12 protein-coding genes are annotated in these 16,220 nt (G+C 68.5%); 9 read left to right on the top strand and 3 right to left on the bottom strand.

Annotated features, from left to right (window positions below):
• Positions 1-24 precede the first annotated feature (24 nt).
• A complete protein-coding gene (locus ACW5IY_RS16810; RefSeq protein WP_049435377.1) occupies positions 25-1,590 on the top strand; it encodes a hypothetical protein in 1,566 nt (521 codons plus the stop codon).
• On the opposite strand, the gene ACW5IY_RS16805 is transcribed toward ACW5IY_RS16810, so the two are convergent.
• Complete coding sequence (locus ACW5IY_RS16805) at positions 1,587-3,686, bottom strand: glycosyltransferase (protein ID WP_049435375.1); 2,100 nt, start codon at positions 3,684-3,686, stop codon at positions 1,587-1,589. The genes ACW5IY_RS16810 and ACW5IY_RS16805 overlap by 4 nt on opposite strands.
• A gap of 96 nt (positions 3,687-3,782) precedes the next feature.
• On the opposite strand from ACW5IY_RS16805, the gene mrcB reads away from it, so the two are divergent.
• The 4 genes from mrcB (at position 3,783) to tsaB (ending at position 10,118) form a co-directional block, all read left to right on the top strand.
• On the top strand, positions 3,783-6,221 hold the full coding sequence (gene mrcB / locus ACW5IY_RS16800) for a penicillin-binding protein 1B (protein ID WP_049435374.1): 2,439 nt from the start codon (positions 3,783-3,785) through the stop codon (positions 6,219-6,221).
• Positions 6,218-6,754 (top strand): hypothetical protein, encoded by a 537-nt coding sequence (locus tag ACW5IY_RS16795; RefSeq protein WP_049430084.1) that lies wholly within the window; start codon positions 6,218-6,220, stop codon positions 6,752-6,754. Before mrcB ends, ACW5IY_RS16795 begins: the two co-directional genes overlap by 4 nt.
• Before the next feature lie 592 nt (positions 6,755-7,346).
• Entirely contained in the window at positions 7,347-9,395 is a 2,049-nt protein-coding gene (locus ACW5IY_RS16790) for an ATP-dependent DNA helicase (RefSeq protein ID WP_049433680.1), read from the top strand.
• 9 nt (positions 9,396-9,404) lie between these two features.
• Entirely contained in the window at positions 9,405-10,118 is a 714-nt protein-coding gene (tsaB, locus tag ACW5IY_RS16785) for a tRNA (adenosine(37)-N6)-threonylcarbamoyltransferase complex dimerization subunit type 1 TsaB (RefSeq protein WP_049433679.1), read from the top strand.
• A 568-nt stretch (positions 10,119-10,686) separates the two neighbouring features.
• Here tsaB and ACW5IY_RS16780 read toward each other — a convergent pair.
• On the bottom strand, positions 10,687-11,571 hold the full coding sequence (locus ACW5IY_RS16780) for an energy transducer TonB family protein (RefSeq protein WP_049436813.1): 885 nt from the start codon (positions 11,569-11,571) through the stop codon (positions 10,687-10,689).
• Positions 11,571-12,518 (bottom strand): glutathione synthase, encoded by a 948-nt coding sequence (gene gshB / locus ACW5IY_RS16775; protein WP_012511876.1) that lies wholly within the window; start codon positions 12,516-12,518, stop codon positions 11,571-11,573. Before gshB ends, ACW5IY_RS16780 begins: the two co-directional genes overlap by 1 nt.
• Before the next feature lie 240 nt (positions 12,519-12,758).
• Here gshB and pilG point away from each other — a divergent pair, with 240 nt between their 5' ends.
• From pilG to ACW5IY_RS16755, 4 genes are read left to right on the top strand one after another with little or no spacing between them, the layout of a single operon-like run.
• Complete coding sequence (gene pilG, locus ACW5IY_RS16770) at positions 12,759-13,160, top strand: twitching motility response regulator PilG (RefSeq protein ID WP_005418455.1); 402 nt, start codon at positions 12,759-12,761, stop codon at positions 13,158-13,160.
• Between the two features lie 18 nt (positions 13,161-13,178).
• The gene (locus ACW5IY_RS16765) at positions 13,179-13,541 is read left to right on the top strand and encodes a response regulator (RefSeq protein WP_005410717.1); all 363 of its coding nucleotides are present in this window, start codon (positions 13,179-13,181) and stop codon (positions 13,539-13,541) included.
• Positions 13,541-14,071, top strand: coding sequence for a chemotaxis protein CheW (locus ACW5IY_RS16760; RefSeq protein WP_010482705.1), 531 nt, complete (start codon positions 13,541-13,543; stop codon positions 14,069-14,071). The genes ACW5IY_RS16765 and ACW5IY_RS16760 overlap by 1 nt, the downstream gene beginning before the upstream one ends.
• A 41-nt stretch (positions 14,072-14,112) precedes the next feature.
• Positions 14,113-16,149 carry a methyl-accepting chemotaxis protein gene (locus ACW5IY_RS16755; RefSeq protein ID WP_010482706.1) on the top strand — a complete coding sequence of 679 codons (2,037 nt, stop codon included), beginning with the start codon at positions 14,113-14,115 and terminating at the stop codon, positions 16,147-16,149.
• Positions 16,150-16,220 lie beyond the last annotated feature (71 nt).

Here is a 16,220-nt window from a genome sequence, read left to right as displayed (position 1 = left end):
CGCTGCCCCGGCTACCCTGCACGCATGGAACGCGAGCCCCCGCATCGCCCGCATGGCGCTGAACATCCTGCGCTGGACCGCGTCCGCCGCGAAGGCCGTTGGTGGTGGCTGCAGGCACGCCACGCGCGCCGGGTGTGGCGCTGGGCGCTGGTCGCGGCGCTGGCGGTGTTCGTGCTGCTGGTGCTGCTGCGCAAGCCATTGGCCGACTGGTTCTGGGATGAGCCGCAGATCGAACAGTTGCTGGCCGAAGGTGACCGCGCGCTTGCCACCGGCCGGTTGAGCGCGGCCGACGGCAGTGGCGCGCGCGAGCGCTACCAGGCCGTGCTGGCGCTGGATGGCGATCGTCCGCAGGCCCGCGAAGGCCTGGCCCGTACCGGCGCCGCGGCCCTGCAGCAGGCCAGCGAAAAACTGCAGGCCAACGACCTCGAGGGCAGCGCGCAGGCGCTGGCACTGGCCCGGGAACTGCAGGTGCCGCAGGGCGAAGCGGACGCCGTGGCTCGCCAGCTGCAGGCCCGGCGCAGTGCAGGCGCCGGCATCGGTGCACTGCTGGCGCAGGCGCGCAACGCCTTTGCAGCGGGCCGGCTGGACGAAGGTGACAGCAGCGCGCTGCCCCTGTTCCAGCGCATCCTGGCATTGCAGCCGGACAATCTGCCGGCGCTGGAAGGTCGCGAGGACGCACTGAGCGATCTGCTGCAGCAGGCCCGTATCCTGGCCGGGCGCGGCGAGCTGGCCGAGGCAGCGACGATACTGCAGCGTGCGCGCCAGTTCGATGCCGGCCACGCCGATCTGCCCGCAAGCCAGGAAGCATTGGCACAGGCTGTCGACCAGCGCCTGCGCCAGGCCCAGCGCGCCTTGCAGCGGCGGCAGCTGGAATCGGCAGCGAAGGGATTCCTCGCCGTGCTGGCAGTGGCGGTTGATGATTCCAGTGCCCAGCGCGGCCGCGAACAGACCTTGCAGGCAGTGCTGGTACGCAGCCAGAAGCAGGCCGACGACTTCCAGTTCGAGGCGGCGCAGGCCGATGCCGCGCTGGCGGAAGCGCTGGGCGCTTCGCCGGCCGCGCAACAGCAGCTCGCGCAACGCCTGCAGCGTGCACAACAGGCGCAGAAGGCGCTGCAGCAGCCGGCGGTCAGCAACACGCAGCGCGAGCGCCACCTGCGCGACCACCTGCGCAGGATCGAGCGCGCCGAACGTGCCGGGCAATGGATCAGCCCCCCCGGCCACAGTGCGTTCGACGCGTTGCGCGAAGCACAGTCACTGGCGCCACGCGATGCACGGGTGAAGGCTGCCGCAGCGCGGCTGCTGCCCGCCAGTCGCCGCTGCTTCGACGACAACCTGCGGCAGAACCGCGTGCAGGCCGCAGGTGCCTGCCTGCAGGCCTGGCAGACCCTGTCGCCGACCGCGGCCGGACTTCCCTCGGCACGCCTGCGCCTGGCCCAGCGCTGGCTGGCGATCGGCAGCGAACGGCTCGGCAACGGCGACCTGGCTTTCGCGGCGCATGCCGCCGGACAGGCCCGTTTGCTGCAGCCGGACCTGGCCGAGCTGCCAGCGTTCGAAGACCGCCTGCGCCGCGCAGGCGGGCGCCCGGATTAGGTAAAGAACACCCGCTGCACGGTTGCCCGGGCAGCGTCCAGCGAGAAGTGCTCTGCGATGTTGGCCAGGCCGGCATCGGACAGCTGCTGCCACAGCTGCGGATCCTGGTACAGGCGGACCACCGCATCGGCGAAGCCCGCCGCATCATCGGCCACCAGCACGTCCTGGCCCGGGCGCAGGTGCATCCCTTCCACGGCGCAGGTGGTACCTACCACCGGCTGGCCATGGGCCATGCTCAGGTTGATCTTGCCTTTCACGCCGGCACCGAAGCGCAGCGGCGCGATGGAAATGCGTGCGCCGTCCATGTAGGGCGTGATGTCCTCGACGAAACCGTGCATCTGCACGCCGGGCTGGCGTGCGGCCAATGCCAGCAGCGAATCGGGTGTGGCGGCACCGATGCAGTGCAGGCGTACATCGGGCAGACGGGCGCGGATGCCGGCGAAGACTTCGCCGATGAACCACTCCATGGCATCCAGGTTCGGCGGATGGCGGAAGCCGCCGACAAACACCAGATCATGGCGCTGTTCGAACGGCCTGCCGGCGCCGGCGACGTCGTGCAGGTTGGAGATCAGTTCCACCTGCACGGACGGGGCGTCGGCCTGCAGCTGCTCGCGCTCGGCGGCACTGACCAGCACGGTGACGTCGCACTGCTCCATCACCGCCAGCTCGCTGGCGCGGGTACGCTCGGCGGCGCGCAGCAGCCCGGCATCACCGGCGACTTCGGCACCACGGCGTTCGCGCAGGTAGTGCAGGTCCACGGTGTCGAACACGGTGCGTGCCTGTGGCGCATAGCGCTCCAGCAGCGGCAGGCACTCGTGGGCGACATGGTGGCGGACCAGCAGCGCCACATGGAAGCGTGCACCGTGCGTTCGCAGCCAGCTGGCGACGCCATCGAGGAACGGTGCATACCAGACTTCCACGCCCATCCGCTGCAGTGCTTCGGTGGCGGCACCGCCATGTTCGCGGCGGGTGGGAACAAACACCACATGAGCGCCGCCCTGCAGCAGCAGGCGGATCAGGTTCACCTGGCGCAGTGACGCGGAATCGCGATCCGGTTGCGGTACTTCCTCGTCCAGGATCAGCACCTGGCGTCGGCCACGCAGCAGCAGCGCCGGTGACGGCACTTCGCCCACCGCCGGATGGCGGGCCAGCTCGGTGGCCCAGCGGGCGGCAAAGATGGCCTGGTTGCGCACCTGGTAGGCCTTCACCCCACTGCCGGTGTCGGTGCCGTTGCTGGTGCCCTCGTCGTGGATCACCCGGCTGGCCGGCTGAACCAGCACGCGCAGGCCCTGTGCACGCACGCGGAAGGCCAGGTCGGTGTCCTCGTAGTAGGCCGGCTTGTAGCGGGTATCGAAGCCGTCCAGCTGCTGCCAGAGGGCACGCGGCAGCATCAGCGCCGCACCGGAGCAGTAGTCGACGTCGCGCAGGCTGGCATAACGCGGGTCGTCCGCCGCCTCGAAACGGCCGTAGCTCCAGCCGCTGCCGTTGGCGAAGATCACCCCCCCTGATTCCTGCAGGCGGCCATCCGGGTACAGCAGCTGGCTGCCGACCAGGCCGGCGCCGGGCGTGCTGGCGAACGTGTCCAGCAGAGCGTCGAGCCAGCCCGGCTGCGGCACCGTATCATTGTTGAGCAGCACCACGTAGCGGCCGCGTGCGCGCGACACGCCATCGTTGCAGGCCTCGATGAAGCCGCCGTTTTGCTCGCGCACTTCGTAGCGCAGTCCGGCTACCTGCGGCATCCACTGCACGGTGGCGTCGCTGCTGCCGTCATCCACTACCAGGATCTCGCACGCGGCCAGCGGCGGATGTGCCGCCAGGGCGCGCAGGCAGGCCAGGGTGTGGCCGGCGTGGTTGTAGACCGGGATGACGATGCTCACTTCCGGCGTCTCGCTGAACGGCACCGTGAAGGGGGCGAAATCCTGTGCCGGCGGCAGGAACAGTGGCGTTCGCGGCGCGGGAACGGCGCGCTGGGTATGCACGCGGATACGCTGCCAGGTCGCCCGCCACCCACGGGTACGCAGGCTGGCCAGGCTCCGGCGGGCCAGGCCCGTGAGGCGGTTGATCAGGTATCGGATCTCGGCCAGGGACATCGCCATCCGGTTGCAACTCCAGCTTAAGCAGGGGAACCCGGGAGAATCCGCCAGCCGCAGCGGCTGGGGTAGACTCGCCAGACCCTACATTCTCGCATTCCCGTGCCCCGACGCTACGATTCCGACGACATCGACGATTTCGACGACGACGACCAGCAGGACAACGGCCCGCTGTGGCGGCGGCGCCTGATCACCTGGAGCATGGCTGCGGTCGCGTTGGGATTGGGTTTCCTCATTCCCTATACGCTGTACCTGAACCAGCAGGTGACCCAGCGTTTCGGCGAACTGCGCTGGCAGATCCCGACGCGTGTCTATGCGCGCCCGCTGGTGCTCACCCCCGGCAAGGCGATGGATGCGTCCACGCTGAAGACCGAGCTGGCCGCCTCCGCCTACCGCGATGACGGCCAGGGCAAGGAGCCGGCCACCTATGCGGTGAACGGCGGGCGCTTCGTCATCTCCAGCCGCGGCTACAACGACGTCGATGGCCGGGTTGCCCCGCGCCGGCTCGAGCTGTCGCTGGCCGATGGTGCGGTCGCCTCGCTGCGTGACGCCGACAACCGCAAGGCGTTGAAGGCCGCACGGTTGGACCCGGCCCGCATCGCCACCCTGTACGGCCAGAAACAGGAAGAACGCCGCCTGATCCGCATGAACGAGGCGCCGGACCTGCTGGTGACCGGCCTGCAGGCGGTGGAGGACAAGGACTTCAACCGCCATCACGGCATCGACCTGTCGGGCATCGCGCGCGCGGTGTGGGTGACCATCCGCTCCGGTGGCCAGAGCCGCCAGGGCGCTTCGACGCTGACCCAGCAGCTGGCCCGCAGCGGCCTGCTCGGCATCGGCAAGGAACAGACGGTTACCCGTAAGTTCAACGAAGTGCTGTACGCGCTGATCATGGAAGCGCGCTACGACAAGCGCACCATCTTCGAGGCCTATCTCAACCAGGTGTACCTGGGCCAGCGTGGCAGCCAGGCGATCCATGGCATGTCGTCCGGCGCCGAGTTCTGGTTCGGCCGCGACCTGCAGTCGCTGGAGACCGAGCAGATCGCGTTGCTGATCGGCCTGGTCAAAGGCCCGTCCTTCTACGACCCGCGGCGCAATCCGGAACGCGCGTTGGATCGCCGCAACTTCGTGCTGGGCAAACTGCACGAGGCCACGCTGATCGATGACGCCGAGTACCAACGTGCGTTGAAGGCCCCGCTGGGCGTGCCCAAGACGCCGGGCCTGGTTGCCGCCAACCGCTTCCCGGCCTATGTCGATCTGGTCCGCCGCCAGCTGGGCCATGACTATCCGGAATCGGCGCTGCAGGGCGCGGGCCTGAGCGTGATGACCGGCATGTCGCCGTCCGCGCAGGCCTATGCCGAAGGCGCGGTGACCCGCACCATCAAGTCGCTGGAAAGCAAGCGCCGCCCCGAACTGCAGGCCGGCATGGTGCTGACCGACGTGCACAACGGTGATGTGCTGGCGGTGATCGGCAGCCGTGAGGTGTCCGAGGTCGGCTTCAATCGGGCGATCGAAGCACAGCGTCCGGTCGGCTCGCTGCTGAAGCCGTTCGTCTACCTGCTGGCGCTTGCGCAGCCGGACCGCTACTCGCTGGCCAGCTGGGTCGATGATTCACCGGTGACCGTGCAGCTCGGCCGCGGCCGCAACTGGAATCCCGGCAACGCGGACAACCGCAGCCACGGTACGGTGCGCCTGATCGACGCGCTGGCGCATTCCTACAACCAGGCCACGGTGCGCGTTGGCATGCAGGTCGGCCCCGAGCGCGTGACCCAGCTGATCCACGTACTGGCCGGCATCAAGGCCGAGGCCAACCCGGCGGTGATCCTCGGCTCGACCGACCAGAGCCCGTACGCGATGGCACAGCTGTACCAGTTCCTCGCGTCCGGTGGCGAGATCCAGCCGCTGCATGCGGTGCGTGGCGTGCTTGATCCGCAGGGCAAGCTGCTCAAGCGTTACGACAAGACCCCGGCACCGGCCCAGGAAGGCGACTCGATTGCCGCCAACCTGATCAGTGTCGGCCTGCAGCAGGTGGTTGCCAGCGGCACCGCGCAGCGGCTCAACGCCGATGGCCTCGGCCGCCTGCAGCCGGCCGGCAAGACCGGTACCACCAACGATGGCCGCGACAGCTGGTACGCCGGTTACACCGGCGATCATCTGGCGGTGATCTGGATCGGCAACGACCAGAACGAGCAGGCCGGCCTGTACGGTGCCACCGGCGCGATGCGGGTCTGGTCGGGTATCTTCCAGCGTCTGCCGAGTGCTCCGCTGCGGGTCAGCAACAAGGGCCTGGACTGGCAGTCGGTGGCGCCCACCGGACTCAACAGCACGGATGAAGGCTGTCCGGGCGCGCGTCGTTTCCCGTTCGTGGTGGGCTATGCACCGGCCTATGCACCGTGCGCGCCGGCGGTGTCGCCGGACGGGCAGGGTGCCGAAGGCGAGGGCGGTGGCTGGCGCAGCTGGTTCGGCCTGGACCGCAAGCCGGAAGCGCCTGCTGAACCTGCCGCGGCGCCCGCCGCCGCCACTCCTCCCCCGAGCCGATGATGCCGATGAACATGCGATCCCTGCTGCAGCCCCTGGCCCTGACGGGCCTCAGCCTGGCCCTGGCCGCCTGCGTGACCAGCGCGCCGCCGGTGGTCAAGCCGGTCGATACCACTACGCCGGCACAGCGCCTGGCTGCGGTGGATGCGGCCGCAGGTCCGGACGACAAGGAGCTGTCGGTGCAGCCGCTGCGTGATTCGCAGGTGGAAGACCTGCGGGTGACCGCGCAGGCGCAACGCCAGGCGAACGACCTGGCCGGTGCCGCCAGCAGCCTGGATCACGCGCTGGAAATCGTCGCCGGCGACCCGGCGGTGCTGCAGGAACGTGCCGAACTGGCGCTGCTGCAGGGGCAGTGGGCGCAGGCGGAGACGTTCGCGCGCAAGGCGGTGGATCTGGGCTCGAAGACGGGGCCGTTGTGCCGGCGGCACTGGGCGACGATCGAGCAGTCGCGCCTGGCGCGGGGCGAGAAGGAAAATGCGGTGTCGGCGCATGCACAGCTGGAAGGCTGCACCGTGCCGGGGATCAAGCGGTACTGAATTTCCAGCCAACGGCGCAGCCCCTCGTGGCTGGCCGCAAAATGCGGGTCATGTGATTGGGCCGGGCGGGGGGGCTGCGCAGGGGACGCTGCAAGTACGTCCATGTAAGCTCGGTCGCCGCATCCATGCGGCTCACGCCCCTGCGCAGCCCACCCGCCCTGCCCCTGACAGTTTCCGTGTGCGTCCAGCCACGGAAAAGAAAAAAACAGATCAAAAGCGGGTCGCGCGCTGCGCGCACTCGCCGTGGGGTCGGAGCCGTTTTCCGCAGGAAAACGGCTCCGACCCCTTCTTGTTTCCGTTCGACCCACCGCTTCTGAATCCAGTCGAGCAAGCGCGACGCCACGAAGCACGTCCATCCGTCACCGGGAAACTGTCGAAGGCGGGTCGGGAGGGGCAGGCAGGACCGTTGGCGCCATGGATGGCGCCATCGAGCCCCCAAGGATGGGTTTACGGCGTGTCCTGCCTGCCCCTCCCGACCCGCCCAGCATGTAGAAACCCAGAGCCATGAACCAAGCTGTTGCCGTTGCTTTTGCTGGTGCCCTGGCTTGAAACGGGTGCCGGGCAGCGCCCGGCCGGGTATCCTTTCCCTCTGATGTCCGACCTTGTCCATGCCAGCCGCGAAGCCCTCAGCGACGGCGGCGCGCTCGCCTCGCACCTGGATGCATTCGTCCCGCGTCCGGCACAGCTGCACCTGACCGAAGCCATCGCCGATGCGCTGCAGCAGCGTGATCTGCTGCTGGCCGAGGCCGGTACCGGCACCGGCAAGACGTTCGCCTACCTGGTGCCGGTGCTGCTGTCCGGGTTGCGCACCATCATCTCCACCGGTACCCGCGCGCTGCAGGACCAGCTCTACCACCGCGATCTGCCACGGGTGCGCCAGGCACTCGGTGTCGGCCTGCGCAGTGCGCTGCTGAAGGGACGTGCGAACTACCTGTGCCGCTATCGCCTGCAGCAGGCGCGGGGCGAGCCGCGTTTTTCCAGCCCCGAACAGGCCGCGCAGTTCCAGCGGATCCTGGCCTGGTCCGGTCGTTCGGAGTTCGGTGACATCGCCGAACTGGAAGGCCTGGCCGATGATTCGCCGCTGCTGCCGATGGTCACGTCCACTGTCGACAACTGCCTGGGTACCGACTGCCCGTTCTGGGATGACTGCTTCGTGGTGCGCGCGCGGCAACGTGCGCAGGCCGCCGATGTGGTGGTGGTCAACCACCACCTGCTGTTGGCCGACCTGGCACTGAAGCAGGACGGCTTCGGCGAGCTGCTGCCGGGGGCGCAGGCCTTTGTCATCGACGAGGCACACCAGCTGCCCGAGATGGCCGCGCAGTTCTTCGGCGAAGGTTTTGGCATGCGTCCGTGGCAGGAACTGGGCCGCGACTGCCTGGCCGAGGCGCGCGGAGTCGGGGGCGCGCAGTCGGCGCTGCAGGAACCGGTCGACCAGTTGCAGCAGGCGCTGCTGGCGCTGCGTTCGGCGATGGAGGGATTGCCGCCGCGTGGCACGCAATGGCGCGCGCTGGCGATGCCACAGGTGCGCGACGGGTTCGATACGGTGATGGCGGGGCTGGTGACCCTGGAGCAGGCGCTGCAGCCGCTGCGCGAAGCCGCGGCGGGCCTGGATGCCTGCCATGCGCGGGCGCGCGAGGCGGTCTCGCGGCTCAGTCGCTGGCTGGGCGATGACGAACCCACCCTCGATTTCGATACCGATCCGGCGGAGACCGCCAGCGCCGCCGATGTGCTCTGGTACGAGCTCACGCCGCGTGGTTTCCGCTGCCAGCGCACGCCAATGGATGTGTCCGGTCCATTGCGCGAGCATCGCGAACGCAGCCGAGCCGCATGGATCTTTACCTCGGCGACACTGACCGTGGGCGGTGGTTTCGATCACATTGCCACCCGCCTGGGCCTGGACGATCCGCATACGCTGGTCCAGCCCAGCCCGTTCAACTGGCCGGAGCAGGCGTTGTGCTATCTGCCCGAGGGCCTGCCTGATCCGGCCGCGCGGGGCTTCGGCACTGCGCTGATCCAGACCCTTCGGCCGGTGCTGCAGGCGTCGCAGGGCAGGGCGTTCCTGTTGTTCGCCTCGCACCGTGCATTGCGCGAGGCCGCCGAGGCACTGCGTGATGGGCCGTGGCCGTTGTTCGTGCAGGGCGAGGCCCCGCGCGCGACGCTGCTGCAACGCTTCCGCGAATCGGGCAATGGCGTGCTGCTGGGCTCGGCCAGTTTCCGCGAGGGCGTGGACGTGGTGGGTGAGGCGCTGAGCGTGGTGATGATCGACAAGCTGCCGTTCGCGGCACCGGACGATCCGGTGTACGAGGCGCGGCTGGAGGCGATCCGCAGCCAGGGCGGCAATCCGTTCCGCGATGAGCAGCTGCCACAGGCGGTGATTGCGCTGAAACAGGGCGTCGGCCGCCTGATCCGCAGCGAGAGCGACCGTGGCGTGCTGGTGTTGTGCGACCCGCGCCTGCTCAACCGCGGCTACGGCCGGGTCTTCCTCGATTCGCTGCCGCCGTTCCGCCGTACCCGCAACCTGACCGATGTGCAGGCCTTCTTTACGCCACAATGGGCGCCCGTGGCCGATGATGCGGCTGCCCCGACCGCTTTTGTGACCGGCCCCGAGCCGGCGCCCGGTGCCACGTTCCCCCTGTTCTGACCCGATCCGATGAAACTGCTCGCCTTTGAAACCGCCACCGAAGCCTGTTCCGTTGCCCTGCATGTCGATGGGCAGGTGCTGGAACGCTTCGAGATCGCCCCGCGCCGGCATGCCGAACTGAGCCTGCCGTGGGCCGAGGCGCTGCTGGCCGAGGCCGGCATCAGCCGTCGCCAGCTGGACGGCATCGCGCTCAGCCGCGGCCCCGGTGCGTTCACCGGCGTACGCCTGGCGATCGCGATTGCCCAGGGCATCGCACTGGCGCTGGACCGGCCGTTGTTGCCGGTCTCGACGCTGCAGGTGCTGGCGCTGCGGGCGCCGGCAGAAGAAACGCAGATCCTGTCGGCGATCGATGCACGGATGGGCGAACTGTATGTCGCCCGCTTCGAGCGTGTGGACGGCCTGCCGGTGGCGCGTGATGCCGAACGCGTGTGCGCACCTGCTGCGGTGGCGCTGCCGGAAGGGATGTCGGCCTACGGTGTCGGCACCGGTTTCGGTGCAGCTGAAGGGGCACTGGTGACCCAACTGGGCACCGGCCTACGCGGCTTTGATGCCACGGCGCTGCCGCGGGCGTCGGACGTATTGGCACTGGCAGTGCCGGCGTTCGCGCGTGGCGAGGCGATCGCACCGGAGAAGGTCGAGCCGGCGTACCTGCGCGACAACGTGGCACTGACCCTGGTCGAGCAGCAGGCCGCGCGCGAGGCGAAGGCGAAGGCCAACGGCTGAGCCCCTCGTGGCGGCTCGCTGATCGCGGATTCGTGGGGTTGGCCGGGCGGGTGGGCTGCGCAGGGGGCGCTGCAAGTACGTCCATGTAAGCTCGGTCGCCGCATCCATGCGGCTCACGCCCCTGCGCAGCCCACCCGCCCGGCCACGGACAGTTTCCGTGTGCGTCCGCCACGGAAAATCAAAAAAGAGAATCAAAGTCAAAAGCGGGTCGCTTCGCTCGCATCCACGCGTTGCGTGGATGTGTGTCGACCAAGGTCGACACCTACCGATGATGCGCCGCGATCTGTCGGAGGTGGGGCGGTGTGGGCTTGCAGGACCGTTGGCGCCATGGGCCCGAGGCATGCCTCGGGCGGGTTGGGCAGGACGCCCAGCGCCCCGGTCTTGCCGTATGCGCAGGATGGCGCATACGAGCAAGGCGCTATCGAGCCCCCAGGGACGGGTTTACGGCGTGTCCTGCAAGCCCATACCGCCCCGCCAGGTTCAGCATCCCCGCCGCCGCTTCTGCTGTTGCTTCGGCTGTGGCCGTTGCCTCTGCGGGTCCCGGGCCGCAGGCCCGGGCAACAAAACCCTACCGGTCGTCGTGCAGGGTGCCGCCAGGCAGGAACACCCACGTGCGGGTGACCTGCAGGATGTCGATTTCGTCTTCGGTCTTCGGCAACGGAGGGAACGGCTGGGCCAGCTTCACCACCCGCAGTGCCGCCTCATCCAGCAACGGCGTCCCGCTCGAACGCAGGATCCGGCTGCTCTCCACGCTGCCATCGCGGCGCACGCCCACGCTGATCACCACCTGGCCACCGAGACGGCGCTGCCGCGCCTCATCCGGGTAATTCAGGTTGCCTACGCGCTCGGCGCGATCGACCCACGCGCGCAGGTAATTGGCATAGGCATATTCGCGCGTGCTGGCCGATACGAACTTGCGGTTCGGGCGCTTGGCGTACTGCGCCGAGCGCAGATGCACTTCGGCAGCCAACCGCGCCATCTCCACATCGCGCTGCTCGCGCGCGCTCAGCGGTGCGTCCGGTTCGGGCTGATCCGGCGTGGGGCGGGACTGTGCCTGCGCCACCACCTCTTCGCCATTGCGGCTGCTGACCACCCGTGCCTGCGGCGGCGGAACCGGCGCGGCCGATTGCTGCTGCTGCGGCACCGGGCTCAGCCCGGACTGGGCCTGTGGGACGATGCCGGCCTGGTTGTCGCGTGGACGCTGTGCGCGGTCGTGCTCGCCACCGCCTTCTTGGTTGGCCGCGGCCAGGAAATCAGCCTGCTTCGGCGTCAGCGCGGTACGGGTCTGGCTGAAGATCACTTCCAGCGTCGGCACCAGCGGTGCATCGCCCTTCACGGCAAAGCCCACGCCCAGGATCAGCAGGGCGTGGACCAGCACAGACAGCGCGATGGTCGCCCCCAGCCGTTGCGCTTCGCGCGGCGGCGGGGGCAGGACGGCAGGTGCGGCAGGCATCAGCGCAGGCCGGCCTCGAGTGCGTCGAACAGGGTGCCAGCGATGTTCAGGCCGTACTGGGCGTCCAGTTCGCGCACGCAGGTCGGGCTGGTCACGTTGACCTCGGTCAGGTAGTCGCCGATCACGTCCAGTCCGACGAAGCGCATGCCACGACGCTTCATCTCCGGGCCGACCTGGGCGGCGATCCAGCGGTCGCGCTCGCTCAGCGGGCGGCCTTCGCCGCGGCCGCCGGCGGCGAGGTTGCCGCGGAATTCGTCCCCCTGCGGGATGCGCGCCAGGCAGTAGTCGACCGGTTCGCCATCGACCAGCAGGATGCGCTTGTCGCCGGCGGTGATGTCGGGAATGAACTTCTGCGCCAGTGCCATCCTGTGGCCGCCGTCGGTCAGCGTTTCCAGAATCACGTTCAGGTTCGGGTCGCCCTGGCCGCTGCGGAAGATCGAGCGGCCGCCCATGCCATCCAGCGGCTTCAGGACGGCTTGGCCGTGCTCCAGCGCAAAGGCCTTCAGCGCCTTGGCGTCGCGGCTGACCAGGGTCGGCGGGCAGCATTGCGGGAACAGCAGGGCGGCCAGCTTCTCGTTGTAGTCGCGCAGGCCCTGCGGGTTGTTGACCACGCAGGCGCCGGCCGCTGCGGCCACGTCCAGCACCTGGGTGTCATAGATGTATTCGGCGTCGACCGGCGGGTCCTTGCGCATCAGCACGATCTGGCCGGGGCCGAATTCGGTGCGGCTGAATGCGCCCAGCTCATACCAGCCGGCCGGGTCGTCGCGCACCTGCAGCGGGGCGGTCTGGGCCACCGCTACGCCACCCTCCAGAGCCAGGCCGCCCGGGCGCACATAGTGCAGGGCATGGCCGCGGCGCTGGGCTTCCAGCAGCATGGCGAAGGTGGTGTCCTTGGCGATCTTGATGTGGGCGATGGGATCCATCACCACGATGACGTTCAACGGCATGGGCGCACCTGTCAGGCAAGGCGTTGATGGTAGCGGCAACGCCGCCCGCGCGCCTCCCCGCCGTACTGCAACGCAGCGTCCGCCCGGCGCCCGCGCACGCATTGCGAAACCCGTCACGTTCAGGAGGGTGCCATGCCCCGCGCCATGGGGCGGCCTTGAAGCGGGCGCGGAAAGTGCGATATAGATACGCTTTCGTAGCGGCCCCCGCCAGAGATCGGGCCGTGCGCTTGGGGATAGGCAATGACTGAAAACACGACTGCGGGCGGGGAACTCGCAGGACTCCGGGTGATGGTCATCGATGATTCGAAGACCATCCGCAGGACTGCGGAAACGCTGCTCAAGCGCGAAGGCTGCGAGGTGGTCACCGCCACCGACGGCTTCGAAGCGCTTGCGAAGATCGCAGACCAGCAACCGCAGATCATCTTCGTCGACATCATGATGCCGCGCCTGGATGGGTACCAGACCTGTGCGCTGATCAAGGGCAACCAGCTGTTCAAGGCGACCCCGGTCATCATGCTCTCGTCCAAGGATGGCCTGTTCGACAAGGCGCGGGGACGCATCGTCGGCTCGGAGCAGTACCTGACGAAGCCTTTCACGCGTGAAGAACTGCTGGGTGCCATCCGCACATACGTCAACGCCTGACCAGGGGGGAAAGGCACAATGGCTCGTATCGTTCTGATCGAGGATTCACCGACCGACCGTGCGGTGTTCACCCAGTGGCTGCGCCGTGCCGGCCACGAGGTGCTGGAAGCGGACAACGCCGAGGATGGACTGCAGCTGGTCCGCGACCAGGTGCCGCAGCTGGTGCTGATGGACGTGGTCCTGCCCGGCATGAGCGGCTTCCAGGCCACCCGCGCGATGGCCCGTGATGCAGCGATCAAGCACATCCCGGTGATCATCGTCAGCACCAAGGCGATGGAAACCGACAAGGCATGGGGCCTGCGCCAGGGCGCGGCCGATTACATCGTCAAGCCGCCGCGCGAGGATGAACTGATCGCGCGGATCAACGAACTGGTGGCCTGATGCGCTCGCCCTTCGACATTCTCGAAGCCTACGAACGGCGCAGCCTGGCCCACGCGGTGCAGCTGCCCGAGCGGCAGTTCGCCCAGGACCTCTGGCGTGGCGTGGGTTACCGCGTCGGCCAGCGCCGGCTGGTGTCCGATTTCCGCGAAGTGGTGGAAATCGTGCCGATGCCGCCGGTGACCCCGGTGCCGTGCGCACAGCCGTGGCTGCTGGGCGTGGGCAACCTGCGCGGCAACCTGTTCCCGGTGGTCGACCTGAAGTACTTCCTGGAAGGCACGCGTACCGTGCAGCAGGAAGGCCAGCGCGTGCTGATCATGCGCCAGGCCGGCGGCGACGTCGCGCTGACCATCGATGAACTGTTCGGCCAGCGCAGTTTCGAACTGGACCAGCAGATCGAAGCCGGCACGCTGGCCGAAGGGCGTTACGGCCACTTCGTCGATCGCGCCTTCCACGCCGACGGCCACGACTGGGGCGTGTTCTCGCTCTCGCTGCTGTCGCGTACCCCTGAATTCCGGCAAGCCGCGGCCTGAGGCCGGGCAACGCCCCCTGCATTGAAGATCGAGGTTGAACGATGAGTACTGCTTCGGACGCCACCAAGACCGGCAAGCTGCGGCTGGGCGGCAGCAACCTCTGGCTGTTCCTGCTGCTGGCATCGATGATCCTGTTCGGCGTCAACACCGGCGTCGCCACCTGGCAGGGCAGTCGCCTGGCCGATGCCGGTTCCAAGGCGGCCGACCTGCAGGTGCTGTCACAGCAGCTGGCCAACCAGGGCCGTGACGCGGTGGGCGGCAACGCGCAGGCGTTCACCGCCTTCAAGGCCACCCGCAACGCGATCGAACAGAACGTGTCGACCCTGCAGGGGCGCTACGGCAAGGAACCGGGCGTGTCCGGTGCGATCGCCACCCTGGGCGAAACCTGGGCGCCGCTGGGCAAGCAGGCCGGGCAGCTGGTCGCCAGTGAACCGGCGGTGCTGGCCCTGGCCGGCAACGCCAACAACTTCACCGGCGCCGTGCCGGGGCTGCAGGCCCAGCTGAACGAGCTGGTGCGTGCGATGTCCGCTTCCGGCGCCCCGTCGTCGCAGGTGTACAGCGCCCTGCAGCAGGTGGTGGTGGCCGGCTCCATGGCCCGCCGCGTGACGGAAATGCGTGCCGGTGGCAGCGCCGCTGCCACCTCGGGCGACGCACTGGCCCGTGACATCACCGTGTTCTCGCAGGTGCTCGACGGCCTGCGCAACGGCAACGAGGAACTGGGCATCACCGCCGTGCGCGGTGCCGCCGCCGTGGCCGCGCTGGAGCAGTCGCAGCAGAAGTGGGAAGCGATGAAGCAGGACGCCGACGCGATCCTGGCCAGCTCGCGCCAGCTGTTCGCGGCGCAGTCGGCGGCCACCGCACTGGGCCAGGGTTCGGCGCACATGCTGGACGACAGCCGCAAGCTGTTCGAGGCGTTCTCCTCGTTCGGTTCGGTGTCCGATACCCGCCTGTTCCCGAATTTCTGGATCGGCGTGGTCTCCGGTGCGCTGTCGCTGATTGCAATCATCGGTTTCGTCTCCACCAACGTGCGCAGCCGCTCGCGCGAGCAGGAACTGCGCTACCAGACCCAGGTGGAGTTCAACAGCCGCAACCAGCAGGCGATCATGCGGCTGCTGGACGAAATTTCCTCGCTGGGTGAGGGCGACCTGACAGTGAAGGCCTCGGTGACCGAGGACATGACCGGCGCCATCGCCGACGCGATCAACTACGCCGTCGACGAGCTGCGCCACCTGGTGACCACCATCAACGACACCTCGGCCAAGGTCGCGCTGTCCACCCAGGAAACCCAGGCCACCGCTATGCAGCTGGCAGAGGCGGCGGGCCACCAAGCCAACCAGATCACCTCGGCCTCGGACCGCATCGGCGAAATCGCGGCGAGCATCGAGCAGGTGTCGCGCAACTCGGCTGAGTCGGCCGACGTGGCACAGCGCTCGGTGGTGATCGCCGCCGAGGGTGCCGGCGTGGTGCGCGAGACCATCCAGGGCATGGACCAGATCCGCGACCAGATCCAGGAAACCTCCAAGCGCATCAAGCGCCTGGGCGAGTCGTCGCAGGAAATCGGCTCGATCGTGGAACTGATCAACGACATTTCCGAGCAGACCAACATCCTGGCGTTGAACGCTGCGGTGCAGGCAGCGTCGGCCGGTGAAGCGGGCCGCGGCTTCGCGGTCGTGGCCGACGAAGTGCAGCGCCTGGCAGAACGTACCTCCGGCGCGACCCGACGCATCGAGAACCTGGTGCAGGCCATTCAGGCCGATACCAACGAAGCGGTCACCTCGATGGAACAGACCACCGCCGAAGTGGTGTCCGGTGCACGCCTGGCCGAGGACGCCGGCACCGCGCTGACCGAAATCGAACGCGTGTCCAATGCACTGAACACCCTCATCAAGAACATCTCCATCGCCGCCCAGCAGCAGTCCGCCGCGGCCTCGGACATCACCCGCACCATGGGCGTGATCCGGCAGATCACCGGCCAGACTTCGCAGGGTGCCGGGCAGACCGCCGAATCGATCGGCCACCTCGCGCAGCTGGCGGCCGACCTGCGTCGTTCGGTCGCCGACTTCAAGCTGCCGGCGTGACGCAGGCAGGGCGGCGAGCAAGGAACCAGTCGATGAAGCATTTCCATTTCCCACGCCAGAACTCGCGCGGC

This window comes from Stenotrophomonas sp. C-A (assembly GCF_054030835.1).
This window is presented reverse-complemented; position numbering and strand designations above follow the sequence as displayed.